Origin of the sequence: Exiguobacterium sp. s152 (assembly GCF_018618335.1) — a bacterium.
GTDB classification, from domain to species: Bacteria; Bacillota; Bacilli; order Exiguobacteriales; family Exiguobacteriaceae; genus Exiguobacterium; species Exiguobacterium chiriqhucha.
In genome coordinates, this window is record NZ_JACSLX010000002.1 from 232,197 (window position 1) to 252,608 (window position 20,412).

Consider the following 20,412-nt stretch of genomic DNA (forward strand, 5'->3'; position numbering starts at 1 on the left):
CTATTATACGAGTTGTACTTTGTACGCTTCGTACTCTTCGTCTGTCAATGAGACGTAATGGCCTGGCTCGACTTCGCGGAGTGGCGGGATGCTTGAATCTTCATCCGAACGTCCGACGGCACCGAGTGACTTCGACTCATACACGATCCGTTTACGTGTCCGCTCATGCTCTGGATCCGGAAGTGGGATCGCCGAGAGGAGTGACTTCGTATAGGCGTGGAGCGGGTTCTCGTACAAACGCGCTGCAGGAGCGAGCTCGACGAGGTGACCTTGATACATTACGCCGATTCGGTCCGAGATATACTTGACCATCGACAAGTCGTGGGCGATGAACAAGTACGTGAGGTCACGGTCGCGTTGCAATTCTTTCATCAAGTTGACGACCTGGGCTTGAATCGATACGTCGAGAGCCGAAATCGGTTCATCGGCGATGATGAAGTCCGGTTCGACCGCGAGAGCGCGGGCAATCCCGATCCGCTGACGCTGACCGCCCGAGAATTCGTGCGGGTAACGGCTCGCGTGCTCTTTCGTAAGACCGACTGTCTCGAGAAGGTCATAGACGCGGTTCATCCGGTCTTCTTTCGTCTTGGCAAGACCGTGGATATCGATGCCTTCGGCGATGATATCAGCGACGGTCATACGCGGGTTCAGGGATGCGTATGGATCTTGGAAAATCATTTGCATCGCTCGGTTGAACTTCAATTTTTCAGCGGTGCTCTTCTTGCCGTGGACGTTCTCACCTTTGAAGATGACATCCCCGTCAGTCGCATCGTAAAGTCCGATGATGGTACGACCTGTCGTCGATTTCCCACATCCAGACTCCCCTACGAGTCCGAGCACTTCACCTTTATAAATATCGAACGAGATGCCGTCGACCGCTTTGACGACGCGGCCTCGGCCGATTTTAAAGTGCTGCTTCAGGTCTTTTACTTCGAGTAATTTCTCGCGTTCCATTATTCAGCACCACCTTTCAAAATCGATTTCGCGAACGCACTGTCCGGACGATACTTGAGCGCAAGATCACGGATTGCTTTCGGCGGGCTCACTTGCGGGGCTTGTGGGTGCAATAGCCAGCTCGCCGCATAGTGTGTGTCGCTAATTTGGAACATCGGTGGTTCTTTTTCAAAGTCGATTTTCATCGCATACGGGTTACGTGGTGCGAAGGCATCGCCTTTCGGTGGGTTGAGTAAGTTCGGCGGCGTACCCGGGATGGCCGGAAGCGCCTCGTTCGGGTCATCGGATGGACGCGGCATCGATCCGAGTAGTCCCCATGCATATGGGTGACGCGGCTCATAGAAGATCTCATCGACCGTTCCCTTCTCGACGATTTTACCAGCGTACATAACAGCAACGCGGTCTGCCATGTTCGCAACGACACCGAGGTCGTGCGTGATGAAAATGATCGCTGTGCCTGTCTTTTGCTGGATGTCTTTCAATAACTCTAAAATCTGAGCTTGAATTGTTACGTCGAGGGCCGTCGTCGGCTCATCGGCGATCAATACTTTTGGGTTACATGCGAGCGCGATCGCAATAACGATCCGCTGACGCATCCCACCTGAAAGTTGGTGCGGGTATTGCTTGAGGCGTGCCTCAGGGTTTGGAATCCCAACGAGTGTGAGCAATTCAAGCGTACGCTTCTTCGCATCCTCACCCGTGAGTCCTTGGTGTTGCTTCAATCCTTCGGCGATCTGTTTGTAGATCGTCATCGTCGGGTTGAGCGATGTCATCGGATCTTGGAAGATCATTGCGATATCGCGTCCACGAATTTTAAGCATTTCTTTTTCCGACAACTTCGCCAAGTCTTTACCTTCGAACAAGATTTCTCCATTCGTGATTTCACCTGGCGGGTTCGGAATGAGACGCATAATCGCTTTCGATGTGACGGATTTACCAGAACCCGATTCACCAACGATGGCGAGCGTCTCGCCTTTTTTCAAATCAAACGATACGTTGCGAACGGCTTGTACCGTTCCAGCATACGTATGGAACGAGACCGCTAAGTCTCGGACAGATAAAATCGTTTCCATGCACGAGTCCCCCTGTTTCTATAATTATTTACGCATTTTCGGGTCGAACGCATCACGCAAGCCATCGGCGAGCAAGTTGAAGCTGACCATGAGCAAGACGATGATGATTGACGGGATAACGAGCAAGTACGGGAACGTCCGAAGCTCTTTGTATCCGTCGTTAATCAACGTACCAAGTGATGCTTGTGGCGGTTGAAGTCCGATCCCGATGAAACTAAGGAATGCCTCGAAGAAGATGGCAGATGGAATCGTGAACATAAGTGTGATGATGATGGCGCCGAGCGTGTTCGGGATCAAGTGTTTGAAAATCAAACGTGTACTTGAAGCGCCGAGTGTACGGGCAGCCAAGACGAACTCTTGGTTCTTCAATTTCAAAATCTGACCGCGGACGAGTCGACTCATCCCGATCCAGCCGGTGATGGCCATCGCCAAGATGATGGTGAAGACACCTGGGTCAAAGATCAAGATGAACAAGATAATCAAAATCAAGTTTGGGACACCAGTCAAAATCTCAACAATCCGTTGCATGATGTTATCCGTACGGCCTCCGAAGTAAGCCGAGATACCACCATAGGCGACACCGATAACCGTATCGACGATTGCGGCCATTAAACCGATGAAGAGTGAGATACGTGTACCTTCCCAAACACGTGACCAAAGATCACGGCCGAGGTAGTCCGTACCGAACCAGTAGTTCTCTTCGACGTTCTTTTGTTCATAGAAGTCGATTTCACGGCCACCGAGGTTAGCCATCCCGTCGAACCCTGCCCACTCTAGTCCTGTGACTTTAGGTGGAAGTTTCGCTTGCGAGATGTTTTGCGTATAAGCATCACGACCAGACAGCATCGGGCCGAATAGAGCGAGCAAGACAAGAATGACGATAATCGATAACGACAAGATGGCCGCTTTGTTTTTCTTTAGGCGCATCCAAGCATCTTGCCAGAAGTTTAGACTTTTACCAGCGATTCGTTCAGCGAGCTGTTCGTTCATTTCGACACGTTGAAACATGTCTTGGTCGAACTGCTCGAAATTCTTTTTGTTTTCAATCATCAGTTATTCCCCCCAAGACGAATACGTGGGTCAACGACTCCGTAGAGCAAATCGACAAGTAGAATGATAATAATAAACAGGCCAGAGAAGAAGAGCGTCGTGCCCATGATGACCGAGTAATCATTCAACGTAATAGATGTGACGAACAATTCACCTAAACCAGGTACCGCAAAGATTTTTTCGATGACGAACGTACCTGTCAATAGACCGGCCGTCATTGGTCCGAGGATTGTAATTGCTGGAATCATCGCGTTACGCACCATGTGTTTCCAGACGATCGCATTCCCGGTCAACCCTTTCGCTTTCGCGAGCGTGACGTAATCTTGTCCGGTAACTTCTAACATCTCGGTCCGGACGAAACGAGCGATAGACGCCGTGACCCCGAGTGAGAGCGAGATGGTCGGTAAAATCGTATGCGCCGGGGAATCCCAGAACGCAACAGGGAGCAATTGCAACTTAACCCCAACGTAGTACTGGAGAAGTGCTGCAAAGACGAACGATGGGACAGAAATCCCGATTACCGAGATGAACATCGAACCATAGTCGATGAACGTATTATGACGAATGGCTGCCACGATCCCGAGCAACAATCCAACAAACGTCCCAAGCACGAGTGCTTGAATACCTAGTTGAGCTGAAGGTCCGATTCGTTCCATGATCAAATCCGTCACTGGCCGGTTGGCCGTACGGAACGATACACCGAGGTCCCCTTGCACAAGGTTTCCTAAGTAGGTCGCATAACGAACTGGAAGCGGATCATTGAGTCCGTAGCGGTCGTTCAATAGTTGAATTTGTGTCTCTGTCAATTTCTCCTGGTTTTGATACGGCGAACCTGGAAGCAGGTCCATCAGGAAAAACGTGAACGTCGCAATCAAGAAGAACGTGATGAGGCCGTAAGTCAGCCGCTGAAGAATATAACGTCCCATAAATAAATACCCCCTGTTTTTCTAATGTGTCTATGCTTGCACCAACAGCGTCACTATGACATATTTCCCTTTTCATGAATTCACAAAATGAAAGGAATTTTCTGAAAGAATAGGTCAAACGTCATCTCAAGGCTCTTAGCACAGCACATGAAAATCAAAGAATCCTTAGTTTGTAAAGTATTCTGAATTTTCACTGTTACTACATTATACTTTACCAACAAAACTTTTGAATAGTTTTTTCTCTAATTTCTAATTTTTTTTTAGAAAAGGGGGGACATGCGTGGTGCATGCCCCCTTCTCATTTAGTTGATATCGACGTATTTGTACTGGTAGTCAGCACCGAATAGTTGACGGTTGAAGTTTTCGACGTTCGGACGGAGCAAGTAAGCGACACCCGCTTGGTAAAGCGGCATGATAGCTTGGTCTTGTTCAATCAAGAGCGTTTCTGCTTCTTTAAACTTGTCATAACGCGCATCGATTGATGTTTCAGCTGATGCTTCATCAATCAACTTATCGTATGCTGCCGACTTGTAGTTGATGTCGTTTTGACCGTTGTCAGATGTGAAAATACCAAGGTTCGTGAGCGGATCTTGATAGTCAGGTCCCCAAAGGGCGAATGACATCTGATACTCTCCGTTCGCTTCGAGTTCGAGCTTGTTATTGAACGGTTGTTGTGAGATGTTCACGGTCACGTTCGGCAAGTTCGATTCGAGTTGGCCTTTCATGTACTCTGAGATTTGTTTTGCTACTTCGCTATCGAATGAGAGAAGTTCGATCGTGACAGCTTCGCCGCCAGTCGCTTCTTCCCAAAGTGATGCCGCTTCGTTAGCGTTCGTCTCAAAGTGTGTTACGCCTTCTGCATAATCCGTTCCGTCTTCATACTTGATGAATTCTTTCGGGACAAACGAAGTCGTTGCGATTGAGCCGTTGTTCAACAGCTGATCGATAATCCCGGTTGGGTCGACCGCACGAGCGACGGCTTTACGAGCGTTGACGTCAGCGAAGAGTTCATCTTCGTGGTTAAACTTGAAGTAACCGACAGATGACCGAAGGCCTGTGCTGTAGTCATCGTTCTCTTGGAATGCGGCAACTTGTTCAGATGAGAGGCCGGCGTAGTCGACTTCTCCTGCTTCATACAAGTTGACGACAGTCGATGTGTCTTTGACGACGCGAACGTCGACTTTCTCTAGGGCTACATTTTCAGCATCCCAGTACGATTCATTTTTCGTCAACACGTATCCTTGCTCGCGATCCCACTCCGACCATGTGAATGGACCGTTGTAGATGTGGTTTTCTGGAGTCGTCGAGAAGTCTTCGCCTTTTTCAGTCGCAAACGCTTCGTTAATCGGTGTGAACGTACCGAACGATGTGAGCGAGATGAATGATGGGTCTGGACGCTCGAGTGTAACTTCAAGTGTCTTCTCATCGATTGCCTTCACACCGAGATCTTCTTTAGGAAGTTTACCCGTGTTGATGGCTTCGGCATTTTTAACTGTGTTCATGATGTACGCGTATTGTGAACCTGTTTCAGGATCCACGGCGCGTTGCCAAGCGTAGACGAAGTCGTTCGCTGTGACAGGTTCTCCGTTTGACCATTCCGCGTCACGAAGTGTGAACGTGTAGACCGTTTCGTCTTCACTCACTTCTGGTTCTCCTTCAGCGATGGCTGGAACGGCATTTCCTTCCTGGTCAAGACGATAGAGACCTTCCATCGTGTTGGCGATCAAGTTGAACGCCACAGCGTCCGTCGCGAGCGCCGGGTCAGCTGTTGTAATGTCAGACGTGTCCGTCAAGCGGAGAATCTTTTCTCCGTTCGAAGACGAACCGCCGTCAGAGTCTCCGCCAGTCGAGCAAGCGGCGAGCACTGAACCGAGTGCCAAGATGAGTGTCATCATGAGCAAAATCGATTTTTTCTTCATTGCGATGTCCCCTTTCTGTTTCGTGAAGCATAGCGTTTCGTCGGACCGTAACATCTTACTTTTTCTTTAATTTTCTGAATATTTCATTTTGTATCCGACGAAAGAACGTTAGGGCTATTGTAAAAAATTTTTAATCAAACTGTCAACTCCCCAATAAACCGCTGTCATTTTTAACACGAACTTCTCGCCATATATGCCGCACAACAGTTATCATAGAGCCATAGGGCGGATGACTCGATGGAGCGCATCCACGCTGAAAGGAGTTTGTCATATTGAAAAATTTTAGAAGTATATTAATCGTTTGGGGAATTGTCACAATTGCCTACACCGTCTGGTCGACCTTTTCCTACTATCAGGACGAAACGGTCTGGTTTCATTTGAGCGGCGGCCTGTTCGTCGCCGGCATCCTCGTCTTCGCCGTCGGGATGTTCTCTCACATGGGCGCGACTGGATTGTTCGATGGATTCATGTACGGCTTCAAGCGCAATCGCCGGGCCAAATTGAAAGAAATCGATCCCGATTACGAGGAAGACGAAGAAGCGACACCGGAAGAACGGTCCGCACAAAAACGTTCGGCGTGGCGTTGGGTATATGTCGGTGTCGCGAGCGTCATCCTTTCTTATGTGGTCACCCTCGTTTGACCTTCCGATTTCATGGTCGATATGCTACACTATGGCTAGAACAATAGGAAACACAAGGATGAAGACAAGTACCTCGAATCCCCTTTCCCCCAGAGAGTCTACGTTGCTGCGAGTAGATGGAAAGCGTCGAGCGAATGGACTTCGGAGTGGCTCGCCTGAACGATAGTACGGCGAGACGGTCACGCCCGTTAACGCGATCAAGTGGCATGAGTTTCATGCAAATTTGGGTGGCACCGCGGTTATTCGTCCCGATTTATCGGGCGGGGAACCGCGGTTTTTATATTCTCTGGAGGTGTAATCATGGCAAAAATCTTTTCTGGCATTAAGCCGACCGGCGTCGTGACGCTCGGTAACTACTTAGGCGCGATGAAACAGTTCGTCGAACTGCAAGAGGAACACGAAGCGTTTTACTGTGTCGTCGATCTCCATTCGATCACGGTTCAACTCGACCGCGTCGAGTTGATGGACAACACGCGCAAGCTCGCGGCACTCTATCTCGCTTGCGGTCTCGATCCTGAGAAGTCGACGATTTTCGTCCAATCGGAAGTGAAGGCGCACGCCCAGCTCGGATGGATGTTGACATGTATCGCAGGCATGGGTGAACTGAGCCGGATGACGCAGTATAAAGACAAATCACAAAACAGTGAAAACATCGGCGCCGGGTTGTTCGTCTATCCAACCTTGATGGCGGCCGACATCCTCTTGTACGGCACGGAACTCGTCCCGGTCGGCGATGACCAAAAACAACACGTCGAATTGACACGTGATTTGGCCGAGCGCTTCAATAAGCGATACTATGAGACGTTCACGATTCCGGAGCCGCTCATTCAAAAAGAAGGCGCGCGCATCATGAGTTTGACGAACCCTGTCAAAAAGATGTCGAAATCCGACGCGAATGCGAAAGGCTTCATCTCGATGCTCGATGAGCCGAACGTCATCCGTAAAAAAATCAAGAGCGCCGTCACGGACTCGAGCGGTGTCATCAGCTTTGACCGTGAGAACAAACCGGGCATCTCGAACTTGCTTGAGATTTACTCGCTTTCGACCGATACCCCAATCGCTGAACTTGTCGAACGCTACAAAGATTCGAACTATGGAACGTTCAAGCAAGACGTCGCCGAAGCCGTCGTCGCCATGCTCGAGCCGATCCAAAATCGCTATCACGAACTCGTCGACTCAGCTGAGCTCGACGCCATCCTCGATGCGGGACGTGAGAAAGCGGAAGCCGTCGCCAACAAAAATCTCGCGAAAATCGAGAAAGCGATGGGACTCAACCGGAAACGGGCCAAAGTGAAGAAATAAAACGTAGCCGCCCTTTGCGTTCAAAGGGCGGCTTTTTCGTGCAACGTGATTGCTCAAACTGAAGACACAAAAAAAGAGACAGGCGTCCCCGTCTCTTTTTTGTATGCGTGTTGTTTCTTATTACTCTTTGCCTTCGATAGATGCCCACTTGTACGAGTAGTCAGCGCCGAACGCGTGTTCAACGATTCCTTTAACATATGGCTTCGTGAGGCGAGCCGATCCACGTTGGTAAACTGGCGAGATTGCGTTCTCTTCAAGAACGATTTTCTCTGCAGCTTGAAGGTCAGCCCAACGCTGTGCAGCATCTGTGCTTGATTTCGCAGATTCGATGAGCTTGTCGAATTCTTCGTTCGACCACTTACCACGGTTGTATGGTCCGTCAGTGACGAAGAGGTCAACGAATGTCATTGGATCCTGGTAGTCAGGGCCCCAGCCAGCGAATGTCAACTCGAACTCACCTTTGTTTTCAAGGTCAAGTTTGTTGTTGAACGGTTGTTGCTTGATTGTAAGTGTGATCCCTGGAAGGTTCTTCTCAAGTTCACCTTTGATGAACTCACCAATTTGTTTCGCAGATTCTGAGTCATAGTTGAGGAGCTCGATTTCGACAGAGTCTTGACCGAGTTCTTCAAGTCCTTTTTCCCAAAGCTCTTTCGCTTTGTCCACGTCGTAGCCGCCGATGTCGCCGTTCGCTTCACGGAAGTCTTTACCGTCTGGTCCAGTGACGAAGTCTTTAGGTACGAGGTAGTTGGCAGGAACTGAACCGTTCGCAAGGAGCGTTTCAGAGATCGCTGCTTTATCGTATGCCGCATCAATCGCGTTACGGATGTTTTGGTTGTCGAGCGCTTCAACCTCAGTGTTGAACTGAAGGTAGAAGAGTGTTGGCTCAACGACAGTTGAGAAGTCTTCGTTGTCTTGGTATTGAGCAACGAGTTCAGAAGTCAAACCAGTACGGTCAACGTCTCCGTTTTCGTACAAGTTAACGCCTGTTGAAACTTCTTTAACGACTTTAACGTTGATTTCTTCAAGTTTGACGGCTTCAGCATCCCAATAGTCGTCGTTCTTGACCATTTTCCAGCCTTGCTCGCGCTCCCAGCTTTCGAGTTTGAACGGTCCGTTGTAGAGAGTTGTCTCTGCAGACGTACCGAAGTTCTCGCCTTGCTCTTTGTCGAACGACTCAAGTTTAGGCATGAATACGCCGAAGCTTGTGAGACCGAGGAAGTACTCAGCAGGTGCAGTCAATTTAACTTCAAGTGTCTGCTCATCAGTCGCAGTGACACCGACAGCGTCACGCTCGCCTTCGCCTGTGTTATAGGCTTCAGCGCCTTCGATGATTGACATAACGTAAGCATATTGTGATGCGTTGTCTGGGTTAAGGACTTCTTTCCAAGCGTATTCGAAGTCGTTCGCAGTTACAGGCTCGCCGTTAGACCAAGTTGCGCCTTCACGGATTTTGAACGTGTACGTTTTACCGTCTTCAGAAACTTCGTGTGACTCCGCGATCCCTGGTGTCGGGTTATCGTCTTCGTCCATACGATAAAGACCTTCGTTAACGTTGTTCAAGACGTTGAATGAAACTGCGTCTGTTGCAAGCGTTGGGTTAAGTGAAGGGATGTCTGAGCTATCGAGCAAGTTGAGGACTTGCGCTTCATCAGTATTTTCTGATGCGTTGTTATCAGTTGTTGCTCCCTCTTCTTCCCCTGTCGAACATGCCGCTAGGAATGCGCTAGATAGAAGTGTTACCGACGTTGCTAAAGCAAAACCTTTTTTCTTATTCATTGCGATGACCCCCTGATTTTTTTCGTTTTAACGAAATGAACGATGGTAGAAAATTCTGATAGTTCACTTTACAAAATTTGTTACCACAATCCCGTTGAAGCAATAATACAATATTCTGATAATTTTGCAAAGTGTTTATTTTGATTTTTCTAAAAAATTTTTACTATGGGCTAAAAGCCCGCTTAGGTAGACGGGCTTTTAGCTCATTTTTCATAAACTTTAGAAAATGTTAGGACGTACGAAGGACCGATGACCGGAAAGCCGATTTCCGCATATTTGGAATCGACCGCGTAAGATCTTCCAGCTTGGTAGATTGGGATAACGACAGCTTGTTCCAACAATCGTTTTTCGGCTTGTCGATACGTCTCGTTCCTGTCTGTAACCGCCTCGGTCGTACGTGCCTGTTCCATCAACCGATCGAACGGTTTATCGGCAAATCCGCTCGAATTCAAATAGTTATCTGACTCGAATTGAGTCAAATAGGCGCTGAATGCCGGATAGTCCGGTTGCCAACCGGAAAGGGACAACGCGTACTCGCCTGCGACTTCTTTCCTAACTTTGTCCCCAAGTGGGAGTTCGACGACGTTCACTTGAAGACCCGGAAGTTTTTCAAGTTCCGTTTCAATCGTCTGGGCGATTTGTCGCGCTTCGTCATCGACAAAACTGAGCAACTCGATTTCAATCTCGTCTTCCTCGAGCCGCTCGAGCACTTCCTCGAACAGTGCGGTTGCTTCTCCATCGAGCGAAATGTCGAGTTCCGCTTCATCGGTGACGAGCAATCGTTCGGTCGTGACTTCGGCCCGAGCGAGTGAATCTTCCACGGCTTCCCGATTCAAGGCGAGGGCAAGCGCTCGCCGGAAATCAGCATCATCGAACGGATATTCGTCGACGTTCGGCTTCAAATAGAAGACGCCGCTCCGTGGGACGTCGACGAGCTTGCCTTCGAGCAAGTCGATGGTCGCCTCATCCGTGCCGTATGGAATCGGATGGATGCCATCCGGTTCTGAATCCAGCCCTTCATCCGCCAACATCATAATCTTTTCGAGCGTGACGCGATCGGCATCGTAATACGCCTCGTTTTTCGTCAACGTGACTTGGGCCGCATCCAATGATTCGATTTGAAACGGACCGTTCGCATCAAGCTCTTGCCATTCCCCGATCATCGTCTGTGGTAAAAAGGCCGGCATCGCCAAAATCTGTTCGAACCCTTCCATCGGTCGTTCGAGTGTCAACTCGAGTGTCCGCGCATCGACCGCCTTCACGCCGAGCGTCTCTGGTTCTTTCGTCCCGAGACTAATCGCTTTCCCGTTCAGAACGTCTTCCAAAAGGAAACTGAACGGAGAGTTCGTGTCGTCATCAGCGAGCATCCGGAAATGATCGACGAACGTCTCGGCCGTGACCGTATTCCCGTTCACGGTACGACTTTCTTTCAACTTGAACGTGTATGTCGCGCCGTCTTCCGATCGGGTCATCGTCTCGACGAGTCCCGGTTCGATTTCCCCGTCCGCACCGAAGCGATACAATCCTTCATAAATATGCGATAACACGGTCTGTGAACTCGGGTCGATGGCGAGCAGCGTATTCGGTTGCTCCGGTAACATCTCCCCATGAATCGTCACGATTTGTTCTTCAGGTGGTACTAATTCTCGTGCCTGCTCTCGTTGTCCGTACCATATAACGAAAAAAAGGATAAGGACTGAACTCAACAAGGCGGCACCGATGAAAAATCGTTTCATCTGGCATTCTCCTCTCTGTTAGCTCAACCCTTATACCCTACCCGTTTTTGCCACTTTTTTCTACTATTAGTCGTTTACTTTTGCGAACGCGAGCGTCGCGTTATGGCCTCCGAAGCCAAGTGAGTTGCTGAGTGCGTACTGGATATCAAGTTCCCGATTTCCTTCACGGACATAATCTAAATCACAATCGTCTGCCGGTGTCTTGCAGTTGATCGTCGGGTGAATCCGTCCCTCATGAATCGATAGCGCTGTAATGACGGCCTCGACTCCGCCGGCGGCACCGAGCAAGTGCCCGATCATCGATTTTGATGAGTTAACGGCCAAGTTATGAGCATGGTCACCGAAGACGTTGTGGATGGCTTTCGTCTCCAACATATCGTTGAGCGGTGTGCTCGTCCCGTGAGCGTTGATGTATTGCACGTCTTCCGGACGAATCCCCGCGTCCCGAAGCGCCTCGTTCATCGCTTTCGATCCGCCTTCCGCTTCCGGTGACGGTGCCGTGATATGGTAGGCGTCCGAACTCATGCCGTAACCGACGACTTCCGCATACATTTTGGCACCGCGCGCTTTCGCATGCTCGTATTCCTCGAGAACGAGCACGCCAGCGCCTTCACCCATGATGAATCCGTCACGGTTCGCATCGAACGGGCGACATGCCGTGTTCGGGTCCGGGTTCGTCGATAGCGCTTTGTTGGCACAAAATCCTGAGAACGAAAGCGGTGTGATTGGCGCCTCGGCTCCACCTGCGAACATCGCAAGCGCATCGCCACGTTGAATGACTTTGAACGCTTCCCCGATTGAGTTCGTTCCAGAGGCACAAGCCGTGACCGAACAGTTGCTTGGTCCTTTCGCCCCGAGGTAAATCGAGACTTGACCGCTCGCCATGTTCGGAATCATCATCGGGATGAAGAACGGGCTGATGCGGCGTGGTCCACGCTCATGCAAGATGCTCGCTTGTTTGTCAATCGTCTCGACACCACCAATTCCGCTTCCAATCCAAATCCCGACTTCATCCGCGATCGCCTTCACATCTAGACCGCTATCCCGATGCGCAGCGTCAGCGGCTAAAATCGAGTATTGGATGAACGAATCCATCTTGCGCGCTTCTTTCGGCTCGACCAAGTGGTCGATGTTCCATTCTTTGACTTCAGCTCCGACTTTCGCCGGATATTGGCTAATATCAATCTTCGTTAACGTATCGACTGCATTTTCCCCGTTCAACAGTCGTTCCCACATTGCCGTAACGTCGTTCCCGAGTGGGGATACGACTCCTAATCCTGTGATGACTACTCGTTTCATGCGTTAATCTCCTCCGTGATGTTAGCGTTATTCCATGTTAGACAACTCGCTCCCCAAGTGAGCCCGGCGCCGAATCCGGCGACGACGACCGTCTGACCGTTTGAAATCTTACCGTGTTTGACCGCTTCGGCCAAAGCGAGCGGAATCGAAGCGGCTGACGTGTTCGCATGGTCTTGAATCGTGACGACGACTTTTTCTTCTTGAAGCCCTAACCGTTCAATCGCAGCGTCGATGATGCGACGATTGGCTTGGTGTGGCACGAGCACGTCCAGGTCCTCAATTGACTTCCCAGCTCCTTCTAGTGCCTCTAGTACGATATCCGGCATTTTACGAACGGCGAATTTGAATACTTCACGTCCGTTCATGACGATTTTACCTTCTTCATTCTCATATAAGAACTTTCCGCCTGTACCGTCACTGCCGAGCACGATGGAATCGATGGCGGCCACTTCGTCTTCACCGAGGACGACGGCACCGGCCCCGTCACCGAACAAGACGGCGGTCGAGCGATCGTCCCAGTCGATGAGGTTGCCCATCTTCTCGGCTCCGATGACGAGCGTCCGTTTCAACCCTTTCGCCTGCATCATGCTCTTCGCCGTATCCATCGCGAAGATGAAGCCGCTACAGGCGGCACTGACGTCGAAAGCGACCGCTTGCTTGGCTCCAAGGTTGGCCTGGACGAGACAAGCAGTCGCCGGGAACGATGGCGCCGTCGCCGTCGCGCAAATAATCGCATCGATGTCTTCAATCGAGACACCTGCGCTTTGGAGCGCCCGCTCTGCAGCGTGTGTGGCCATATCGGCGACACTCAAGTCGGCGTCGGCCAAATGTCGTGCCTCGATCCCGGTGCGGGTCCGAATCCATTCGTCGCTCGTATCCATTCGTTTTTCCAAATCGATGTTCGTGATCCGGTTATCCGGAAGGAACGAACCGATCCCAATGATTCCAATGTTCATATTGATGACCCCTATTCTTAGTATCTGGTACTAATATAAGGGAATAAAAAAGGGATGTCAACGCATCCCTCTCGATTATTCACTTTGACCGAGTCGTTTCGTGACGGCCATGACCATTTTCGCCGAGTTGATCGATGCCGTCTCCAAAAATTCGTCGAACGACAAGTTCGCTTCCTCGTCGGCGCTGTCCGAGATTGAACGGGTCACGACGAACGGAATTCCGAACTGATAGCACGTCTGTGCGATCGGTGCGGCTTCCATCTCGACGGCAGCGACGCCTTCGAAATGGCCAAGGATGTCGGCGACACGCTTCGAGTCGTTGATGAACGAGTCACCTGTCACGATTAGGCCCGTATGGACGTTCACATCATGGAGGCTCTCAATCACTTCTTTACAGACATCCATTAAATGAGCGTCAGCCGTGTATGCTGCCGGCATGCCTGGCACTTGACCGTATTCGTATCCGAACGCTGTCACGTCGACATCATGGTGTCGGACTTCGGTCGAGACGACGACATCGCCGACTTTCATCCCTTTTTTAAAGCCGCCAGCTGAACCCGTATTAATGACGACATCCGGTTTGAACTTGTCGATTAATAGTGTCGTGCCGATGGCCGCGTTCACTTTCCCGATTCCCGACTTCAAAATGACGACTTCGACGTTGCCGAGGTACCCTTCATAGAAGTGATAGTTGGCGATTTCCGTGTCCGTCCGTTCTGTCAATTCGTTGCGGAGCAAGTTCACTTCTTCTTCCATTGCTCCAATGATTCCAATTTTCATGATAAGTGCCTCCTCAGAAAGAGAGCGACATCCATGTGGAAGTCGCTCATTTGTGTTACTTGATTTCTTTGATTTCGACGACCATGTCGCCGCCTGGCGTTTGGACGTTAACGACGTCTCCGACCGTACGGCCGAGGAGCGCTTTTGCAATTGGTGATTCATTCGAGATTTTCCCTGTGAACGGGTCAGCCTCGGCGCCCCCGACAATCGTGTACGTCTCGTTCTCGTTATCTTCTTGAATGAAGAACGTCACGGTCTTTCCGATTGCGACCATCGAGTTATCAGCCACATCGTCTTGGATGATGACTGCGTTACGAAGCATCTCTTCGAGTTGGGCGATCCGTCCTTCGACCATTGCCTGCTCTTCTTTCGCTGCATCGTATTCAGCGTTCTCAGACAAGTCTCCGAAATCGCGGGCAATCTTAATATTCTCAACGACTTCTTTACGGCGTACCGTCTTCAGTTCGTTCAATTCATTTTCGATTTTCGCTTTTCCGTCTAACGTCATGTAATGTTGTTTTTCAGCCATTTCTGTCACTCCTTCATTGTCTCCTAGTATATTACAGAATTTACGAACGGGAAAGCCCATATCCGACACATCCCGTTTTTAAACATGGGATAAACGTGAGTTCGGACGTTCTCCATATCCGACATTCGGTTAAATCTATCGCACAGACACATACAAGTCTCTAAAACACCTTTGTCCACCGACCTTTGAAAATCGAGTCCGGCAGCAGATCGATGATACGATGCTTGTCGTCATGCTAAAGACGCTAAAACATCAAGTAGGCACACCTGTAACGACCTGTGGTAGATGGTCACAGTCCACCAACCTGGGGACCTATAGAGTCTATCTCGGTAGAGGTGATGGCACACTCTCATTTGAAGGCTTGAACAAAACAAAAATGAACTGCGTTCGCACAAGCACTTCAGAATCCCACGGTTTCAATGGTGAGAGTGTCAAAGCTCTTTTAACTAAATTTGGCGAGAATTCTCCCACCTCTAAACGTCGAAGAGGGAAGGGCCAGCGTAGGTGGAAGATGAACCGCCTGCTTGCAAATCCTTTGGATATCCCTGTGACAGATATGACGAACAAAGGTTCGTGATTCTGTCAGATTCTCTCGCCCCCACCGCGGGTATCGGAATGGGACGAGACTCATCCTCACACCGCCCAAAGGAGGGACGGACATGCTGAAGGGCTACAAATACCGGCTCCACCCGACGCCGGCACAGGCCGAGTTCCTGATCCGGACGATCGGCTGCGCCCGGTTCATCTACAACAAGCTGCTCGAGGACCGTATCACCATCCACGAGGAGGCGAAGGCGGGCGGTGGGCCGAGACGGAAACCGCCGACACCCGCCTCCTACAAGCCACTGTTCCCGTTCCTGTGCGAGGCGGACAGCCTTGCGCTCGCGAACGCGAAGCTGCACCTCGATGCGGCGTTCGCGAAGTTCTTCGCCAGGACGGCCGGCTTCCCGGTGTTCAAGTCGAGACGGAAGGCGCGCGCGTCCTACACGACGAACAACCAGCACGGAACAATCCGCATCGAGGGAGACCGGGTACGGCTCCCGAAGATCGGGTTCATCCGGTTCACACAGCACCGCAGTTTCAACGGGAAGATCCGATCGGCGACCGTGTCGATGACGAAGACGGGCACGTTCTTCGTGTCGCTCCTCGTCGAACAGGACGACGAGCCGTGGGTCCCCGCCGAGCACAAGGTCGGGATCGACCTCGGCCTCGGGCACTTCGCCGTCACGACGAACGACGCGCTCGTCACGGAGAAGATTGCGAACCCACGCAACCTGCGAAAGGCCGAGGCGCGGCTGAAACGGGCGCAACGCGCGCTCTCCCGCAAGAAGCCGGGCAGCAAGAACCGCGAGAAGGCCCGGCTCCTCCTCGCGAGGAAGCATGAGCAGGTCAGGAACCGGCGCAACGACTTCCTCCACAAGCTGTCGCGACGCATCGTCGACGAGAACCAAGTCGTCGTGGTCGAGACGCTGAAACCGAGGGAGATGATGCAAAACCGCCGCCTGGCGAAATCGATCGGGGACGCCGGGTGGGGCGAGTTCGTCCGCCAACTCGAATATAAATGCAGGTTCTACGGCCGGACGCTGATCAAGGCCGACCCATGGTTCGCCTCGACCCAAGTCTGTTCGAACTGTGGCGAGAACGACGGCAGGAAGGGACTAGACATCTGGGAGTGGACATGCGGCACGTGCGGCGCGCATCACGACCGCGACGTCAACGCGAGCCTCAACCTGTTGCGTCTCGCTGACCGAAACCACCCAGGGCAGGGACTGCCCGACGAGCTTGGTCCATAACCGCGGCTAGTAAAAGCACGGTCTTCCCAAGAAACTCCCACTTCAAGTTGCGAAACAAGCAAGTGGTGAGTAGTTCACATTGAAAACGATTTATTTCCCTTACGCGCGGTTACGTTCTGTCAGCACCCAGCGAATCTTCGTCACGAGCAAATCGATGGCAACGAAGTTCTCGCCGCCTTCGGGCACGATAATATCCGCATAGCGTTTCGTCGGCTCACAAAATTGAAGATGCATCGGCCGGACGACGTTCGTATACTGCGCGACGACCGAGTCGATCGACCGACCCCGCTCATTCAAGTCCCGTTGCATCCGACGTAAAATCCGCACGTCCGCGTCCGTGTCGACGAACACTTTAATGTCCATCAAATCACGGAGACGGTCGTCCTCGAGTGCTAGAATGCCTTCGACGATGACGACATCGACCGGTTCGATCAAAATCGTCTGATCCGAACGTGTGTGTGCGGCATAATCGTATACCGGCTTCTCAACCGCCTTATGTTCTTGTAACTGTTTGATATGTTCAATCAATAAATCGTTATCGAATGCGAACGGATGGTCATAGTTCGTCTTATACCGTTCTTCCATCGTCATCTCTGACTGGTCTTTATAATACGCGTCTTGCTCGATCATGACGACCGATTGTCCTTTGAACGCATCCACGAGCGCGCGGGCCACGGTCGTCTTGCCTGATCCGGTGCCCCCGGCCACGCCGATAATGACGGGTTTATGTTGCATCAAAGTTAAATCCTCCTCATCGTAATTTACGACTGATTGCTAGGCCATCACCAAGGGGCAAAATTGCAGTATGATAATCGGTCCGTGCCATCAATTGCTCAGTAAACTCTTTTACGAGACGGACGAGCCGGCGGCGGCGGCGGTCAAGCACTGACACGTCTTCGAGCAGGACGTCCCCTCGTAAAAATAAATTATCGCTGTAAATCGTACCACCAATTGGTACTAAAGCGCCATACCCATCAAAGAATTTTTGATACTGACCTTTGGCCGCATCGATAAAGACCGCATCGAATTCTCCTTCAATCGTCCCAATCAATTCGACCGCATCTCCATGGATGACGGTGATTCGGGCCGATACGTCCGAGCGTCCGATAAAGCCGAGCGCCTCTTCGTGCCGTCGCGCATTCCGCTCGATTGTGACGATTTCAGCGTCCGGTAACAGCTCGGCCATCCGAATCGCGCTATAGCCGATGGCTGTCCCGACCTCGAGGATGCGGGCCGGGCGCTGCAACGCCAGAAGCGACAGCAACACTTCTGAACCGGTCAAGTCCATGATTGGCACGTGGTGTTCTTTCGCGAACGCCTCCATCTCCGCCAAGAGCGGGGACCGCGGCGTGACCAAGTTTTCCACGTAACCTTCATAGGATGAATGTTCCACGTCGTACACCTCAACCTCTCTATTCATTCAAACGACCGGAAGCCTAGGCTTCCGGTCGCATATCCGTCAATTGTTGTTTGCTTCTTCGAACGCTTCCCACTCCGGACGGTACTTGTTCACGTTTTGTTGGTGCGCCTCATATTCCACTTCGAACAAGACTTCCCCGTTCGGGAATCCTTCACGTGGTGGTCGGGCGTAGAAATAAACGTTATCCGTATCGTTCGGGTTGAGTGTGGCGACGAACGCGTCACGACTGACCGAAGCAATCGGCCCGATCGGGATGCCCTCGTAGCGGTACGTGTTATAGAGCGAGTCGTTTTCAAGGTCGTTGAACGATGTGAAAATTGACGTCTCCCCGGTGCCGTACCAGACGGTCGGGTCAGACTGCAACTTCATGCCATCGGCCAAACGGTTTTCGAACACGCCGGCAATCTCTTGCCGGTCCTCTGTCGACACGGCCTCTTTCTCAACGACCGAGGCAAGCGCAAGCGTCTCATGGAACGTACGTCCCGACGCTTTAACCTCATCCCCATACTCGAGATAGAGCTGTTCGGTCGGCTTCAACATCTCATCAATGATCTGTGTGAGTGTGACACCTTTGTCGAACTCATACGTGGCCGGGAACAAGTAACCTTCGAGCGGATGGTAAATCCCATCAGCGAGTACTTCGTCGGTCAACATCTCATGCTCATTGACGAGCGAGCGGATATACTCTTCGTCGCTCAGTTTGGCCGAAATCTCTTCTTTCGGGATTTCTGCAACTTTAGCGAGACGTGAGATGACCTGATCGATTGTAAAGCCTTCCGGAATCACCAATTTGATATCCGGGACAACGATGACTTTCCCAGTTTTCAGCGTGGCGATCAACTCGTCAAGCGACTGTGACGGAGACAATGTATACGTCCCCGCTTGGAACGATGATTCATTTTTAAATCGTGTATAAAAACGGAAAATCGTGCTATTCCTCACGAGCCCATTCTCTTCGAGTAGTTCGCCAATGTACCCTGAACCTGCACCGAGTGGAACCTCGACCTCGACCGATTCGGTCGAAGACGGGTCGACGGGTTCGAGCGATCGTTTCACGAACGCATACGACACCGCGGCACCTGTGGCGATAACTAGAAGAAAGACAGCAAGGATGATGACCGTAATTCGCCGAACGATCCGGTTACGTGCACGCTTCTCATCAAACATCGATGGATGGTTCATGCGCATTTCTCCCCTGTTCTTCTGTTATGAAGATGGGCGACGAGGGTTTCCCCTAGTCGCCCGCCCACTTATTAGTCTAATCCAACTTCGTCATTGACGATATCGAACGCTTCCATGACTTCCTCGAAGTCAGCGTCGTCTTCGACGATCTTCAAGACGAACTCTTCATCTTCAAGTTCTTCGATTTCGAACGCGTATACTTCGATTGTATCTTCGTCTTCCGTCTCCGGGTTACCGACCGGCTCAAGAACGACAAACGTCTTGTTCGTGCGGTCACTCGTCATCCGGAAAATTTCTGCGAATAAATGCTCGTCTCCATTTTCATCTGGAATTCGGTACATTTCTTCTTCGTTACGGCTAAGTTCTGCCATACGTAATTCCTCCTTATTTGCCTGCGCGATCCAGGTAGTTTTGTAAAATCATGACGGCTGCCATCTTATCGATGACGGCCTTTCTCTTTTTTCGGCTGACGTCTGCTGAAATCAGCATCCGCTCCGCTTGCATCGTCGTCAAACGCTCGTCAACGAGAATCGTCGGCAAACCGGTCGCCTCGGTGAGGGCCGCGGCAAACGCCTGTGACGCCTCGCCCCGAGGTCCGATCGTCGCGTTCATGTTCTTCGGAAGACCGACAACGACTTCTTTCACATCGTACTGCTCAATAATCGGTTGAAGCAGACGGACAGCTTCGTCAAAGTCCGGCTCAGTCCAGTAGACCGTCTCCACACCTTGCGCCGTCCATCCCATGAGGTCGCTCACAGCGACCCCAATCGTCTTCGAACCGACATCGAGCCCCATGACTCGCTTCATATTAATCCTCTCTACGATCGTTCAAATACGATTTGACCAGCTCTTCGAGCAGCTCATCTCGTTCGATTTTGCGAATTAAGTTTCGCGCATCGTTATGACGCGGGATGTAGGCAGGGTCACCTGACAACAAGTATCCGACGATTTGATTGATCGGTTGGTAGCCTTTCTCCTCGAGTGCTTGATATACCGTGATCAGCGTTTCCCGAGTGTTGGCTCGATTATCATCTTCTGGAAAATTGAATTGCATCGTGCGATCCATTTGGCTCACA

Annotated in this window: 20 protein-coding genes and 1 other annotated feature; of the genes, 3 read left to right on the forward strand and 17 right to left on the reverse strand. The window is 51.1% G+C overall.

Going from position 1 to position 20,412, the window contains the following annotated elements:
* Positions 1-3 precede the first annotated feature (3 nt).
* The 5 genes from KNP72_RS05230 to KNP72_RS05250 all read right to left on the reverse strand — a co-directional run bounded on the left by KNP72_RS05230 (position 4) and on the right by KNP72_RS05250 (position 5,922).
* Positions 4-954 (reverse strand): ABC transporter ATP-binding protein, encoded by a 951-nt coding sequence (locus KNP72_RS05230; RefSeq protein ID WP_214832386.1) that lies wholly within the window; start codon positions 952-954, stop codon positions 4-6.
* Complete coding sequence (locus tag KNP72_RS05235) at positions 954-2,027, reverse strand: ABC transporter ATP-binding protein (protein ID WP_021066947.1); 1,074 nt, start codon at positions 2,025-2,027, stop codon at positions 954-956. The genes KNP72_RS05230 and KNP72_RS05235 overlap by 1 nt, the downstream gene beginning before the upstream one ends.
* Positions 2,028-2,051: 24 nt before the next feature.
* Entirely contained in the window at positions 2,052-3,077 is a 1,026-nt protein-coding gene (gene opp3C / locus KNP72_RS05240; protein ID WP_285800463.1) for an oligopeptide ABC transporter permease, read from the reverse strand.
* Entirely contained in the window at positions 3,077-4,003 is a 927-nt protein-coding gene (gene opp3b, locus KNP72_RS05245) for an oligopeptide ABC transporter permease (RefSeq protein WP_021066945.1), read from the reverse strand. Before opp3b ends, opp3C begins: the two co-directional genes overlap by 1 nt.
* A gap of 302 nt (positions 4,004-4,305) precedes the next feature.
* On the reverse strand, positions 4,306-5,922 hold the full coding sequence (locus KNP72_RS05250; protein WP_214719523.1) for a peptide ABC transporter substrate-binding protein: 1,617 nt from the start codon (positions 5,920-5,922) through the stop codon (positions 4,306-4,308).
* A 272-nt stretch (positions 5,923-6,194) separates the two neighbouring features.
* Here KNP72_RS05250 and KNP72_RS05255 point away from each other — a divergent pair, with 272 nt between their 5' ends.
* Together KNP72_RS05255 and trpS are read left to right on the forward strand one after the other, a co-directional pair.
* Complete coding sequence (locus KNP72_RS05255) at positions 6,195-6,563, forward strand: DUF3899 domain-containing protein (RefSeq protein ID WP_214832387.1); 369 nt, start codon at positions 6,195-6,197, stop codon at positions 6,561-6,563.
* 46 nt (positions 6,564-6,609) lie between these two features.
* Positions 6,610-6,817: a binding site (T-box leader), on the forward strand.
* Positions 6,818-6,863: 46 nt separating this feature from the next.
* Entirely contained in the window at positions 6,864-7,865 is a 1,002-nt protein-coding gene (gene trpS / locus KNP72_RS05260; RefSeq protein WP_138859701.1) for a tryptophan--tRNA ligase, read from the forward strand.
* A gap of 120 nt (positions 7,866-7,985) precedes the next feature.
* Here the strand turns inward: trpS and KNP72_RS05265 are convergent, their stop codons facing one another.
* The 6 genes from KNP72_RS05265 to greA form a co-directional block, all read right to left on the reverse strand.
* Positions 7,986-9,641: a peptide ABC transporter substrate-binding protein gene (locus tag KNP72_RS05265; RefSeq protein WP_214719526.1), complete on the reverse strand. Its 1,656-nt coding sequence runs from the start codon at positions 9,639-9,641 to the stop codon at positions 7,986-7,988.
* A 203-nt stretch (positions 9,642-9,844) separates the two neighbouring features.
* Positions 9,845-11,377 (reverse strand): peptide ABC transporter substrate-binding protein, encoded by a 1,533-nt coding sequence (locus tag KNP72_RS05270; protein ID WP_214832388.1) that lies wholly within the window; start codon positions 11,375-11,377, stop codon positions 9,845-9,847.
* A gap of 66 nt (positions 11,378-11,443) precedes the next feature.
* Positions 11,444-12,676, reverse strand: a complete 1,233-nt coding sequence (gene fabF / locus KNP72_RS05275) for a beta-ketoacyl-ACP synthase II (RefSeq protein ID WP_214719528.1) — start codon at positions 12,674-12,676, stop codon at positions 11,444-11,446.
* Complete coding sequence (locus KNP72_RS05280) at positions 12,673-13,632, reverse strand: beta-ketoacyl-ACP synthase III (protein ID WP_214719529.1); 960 nt, start codon at positions 13,630-13,632, stop codon at positions 12,673-12,675. The genes fabF and KNP72_RS05280 overlap by 4 nt, the downstream gene beginning before the upstream one ends.
* A gap of 75 nt (positions 13,633-13,707) precedes the next feature.
* Complete coding sequence (mtnN, locus tag KNP72_RS05285; protein WP_021066937.1) at positions 13,708-14,412, reverse strand: 5'-methylthioadenosine/S-adenosylhomocysteine nucleosidase; 705 nt, start codon at positions 14,410-14,412, stop codon at positions 13,708-13,710.
* Between the two features lie 55 nt (positions 14,413-14,467).
* Positions 14,468-14,941 (reverse strand): transcription elongation factor GreA, encoded by a 474-nt coding sequence (gene greA / locus KNP72_RS05290; RefSeq protein ID WP_138859707.1) that lies wholly within the window; start codon positions 14,939-14,941, stop codon positions 14,468-14,470.
* A 659-nt stretch (positions 14,942-15,600) separates the two neighbouring features.
* Between greA and KNP72_RS05295 the strand changes: the two genes are divergently transcribed.
* Complete coding sequence (locus KNP72_RS05295; RefSeq protein WP_214832389.1) at positions 15,601-16,734, forward strand: RNA-guided endonuclease TnpB family protein; 1,134 nt, start codon at positions 15,601-15,603, stop codon at positions 16,732-16,734.
* Between the two features lie 99 nt (positions 16,735-16,833).
* On the opposite strand, the gene udk is transcribed toward KNP72_RS05295, so the two are convergent.
* The 6 genes from udk to KNP72_RS05325 all read right to left on the reverse strand — a co-directional run bounded on the left by udk (position 16,834) and on the right by KNP72_RS05325 (position 20,411).
* A complete protein-coding gene (udk, locus tag KNP72_RS05300; RefSeq protein ID WP_214719530.1) occupies positions 16,834-17,469 on the reverse strand; it encodes a uridine kinase in 636 nt (211 codons plus the stop codon).
* Between the two features lie 16 nt (positions 17,470-17,485).
* Positions 17,486-18,127 (reverse strand): O-methyltransferase, encoded by a 642-nt coding sequence (locus KNP72_RS05305; protein WP_214832390.1) that lies wholly within the window; start codon positions 18,125-18,127, stop codon positions 17,486-17,488.
* A 66-nt stretch (positions 18,128-18,193) separates the two neighbouring features.
* On the reverse strand, positions 18,194-19,336 hold the full coding sequence (mltG, locus tag KNP72_RS05310; RefSeq protein ID WP_214719532.1) for an endolytic transglycosylase MltG: 1,143 nt from the start codon (positions 19,334-19,336) through the stop codon (positions 18,194-18,196).
* A gap of 71 nt (positions 19,337-19,407) precedes the next feature.
* Positions 19,408-19,707, reverse strand: a complete 300-nt coding sequence (locus KNP72_RS05315; RefSeq protein ID WP_021066932.1) for a DUF1292 domain-containing protein — start codon at positions 19,705-19,707, stop codon at positions 19,408-19,410.
* A 13-nt stretch (positions 19,708-19,720) separates the two neighbouring features.
* Positions 19,721-20,143 carry a Holliday junction resolvase RuvX gene (ruvX, locus tag KNP72_RS05320; RefSeq protein ID WP_214832391.1) on the reverse strand — a complete coding sequence of 141 codons (423 nt, stop codon included), beginning with the start codon at positions 20,141-20,143 and terminating at the stop codon, positions 19,721-19,723.
* A gap of 1 nt (position 20,144) precedes the next feature.
* Positions 20,145-20,411: an IreB family regulatory phosphoprotein gene (locus KNP72_RS05325; protein WP_029595797.1), complete on the reverse strand. Its 267-nt coding sequence runs from the start codon at positions 20,409-20,411 to the stop codon at positions 20,145-20,147.
* Position 20,412: the final 1 nt, after the last annotated feature.

Excerpts from the sequence above, each read along its gene's own strand:
- greA (WP_138859707.1), bottom strand. The coding sequence starts at position 14,941 with ATGGCTGAAAAACAACATTACATGACGTTAGACGGAAAAGCGAAAATC.
- fabF (WP_214719528.1), bottom strand. The coding sequence starts at position 12,676 with ATGAAACGAGTAGTCATCACAGGATTAGGAGTCGTATCCCCACTCGGG.
- KNP72_RS05295 (WP_214832389.1), top strand. The coding sequence starts at position 15,601 with ATGCTGAAGGGCTACAAATACCGGCTCCACCCGACGCCGGCACAGGCC.
- KNP72_RS05280 (WP_214719529.1), bottom strand. The coding sequence starts at position 13,632 with ATGAACATTGGAATCATTGGGATCGGTTCGTTCCTTCCGGATAACCGG.
- opp3C (WP_285800463.1), bottom strand. The coding sequence starts at position 3,077 with ATGATTGAAAACAAAAAGAATTTCGAGCAGTTCGACCAAGACATGTTT.
- KNP72_RS05270 (WP_214832388.1), bottom strand. The coding sequence starts at position 11,377 with ATGAAACGATTTTTCATCGGTGCCGCCTTGTTGAGTTCAGTCCTTATC.
- KNP72_RS05265 (WP_214719526.1), bottom strand. The coding sequence starts at position 9,641 with ATGAATAAGAAAAAAGGTTTTGCTTTAGCAACGTCGGTAACACTTCTA.
- opp3b (WP_021066945.1), bottom strand. The coding sequence starts at position 4,003 with ATGGGACGTTATATTCTTCAGCGGCTGACTTACGGCCTCATCACGTTC.
- KNP72_RS05235 (WP_021066947.1), bottom strand. The coding sequence starts at position 2,027 with ATGGAAACGATTTTATCTGTCCGAGACTTAGCGGTCTCGTTCCATACG.
- KNP72_RS05315 (WP_021066932.1), bottom strand. The coding sequence starts at position 19,707 with ATGGCAGAACTTAGCCGTAACGAAGAAGAAATGTACCGAATTCCAGAT.
- KNP72_RS05230 (WP_214832386.1), bottom strand. The coding sequence starts at position 954 with ATGGAACGCGAGAAATTACTCGAAGTAAAAGACCTGAAGCAGCACTTT.
- KNP72_RS05250 (WP_214719523.1), bottom strand. The coding sequence starts at position 5,922 with ATGAAGAAAAAATCGATTTTGCTCATGATGACACTCATCTTGGCACTC.
- udk (WP_214719530.1), bottom strand. The coding sequence starts at position 17,469 with ATGCAACATAAACCCGTCATTATCGGCGTGGCCGGGGGCACCGGATCA.
- mtnN (WP_021066937.1), bottom strand. The coding sequence starts at position 14,412 with ATGAAAATTGGAATCATTGGAGCAATGGAAGAAGAAGTGAACTTGCTC.
- ruvX (WP_214832391.1), bottom strand. The coding sequence starts at position 20,143 with ATGAAGCGAGTCATGGGGCTCGATGTCGGTTCGAAGACGATTGGGGTC.
- trpS (WP_138859701.1), top strand. The coding sequence starts at position 6,864 with ATGGCAAAAATCTTTTCTGGCATTAAGCCGACCGGCGTCGTGACGCTC.
- mltG (WP_214719532.1), bottom strand. The coding sequence starts at position 19,336 with ATGAACCATCCATCGATGTTTGATGAGAAGCGTGCACGTAACCGGATC.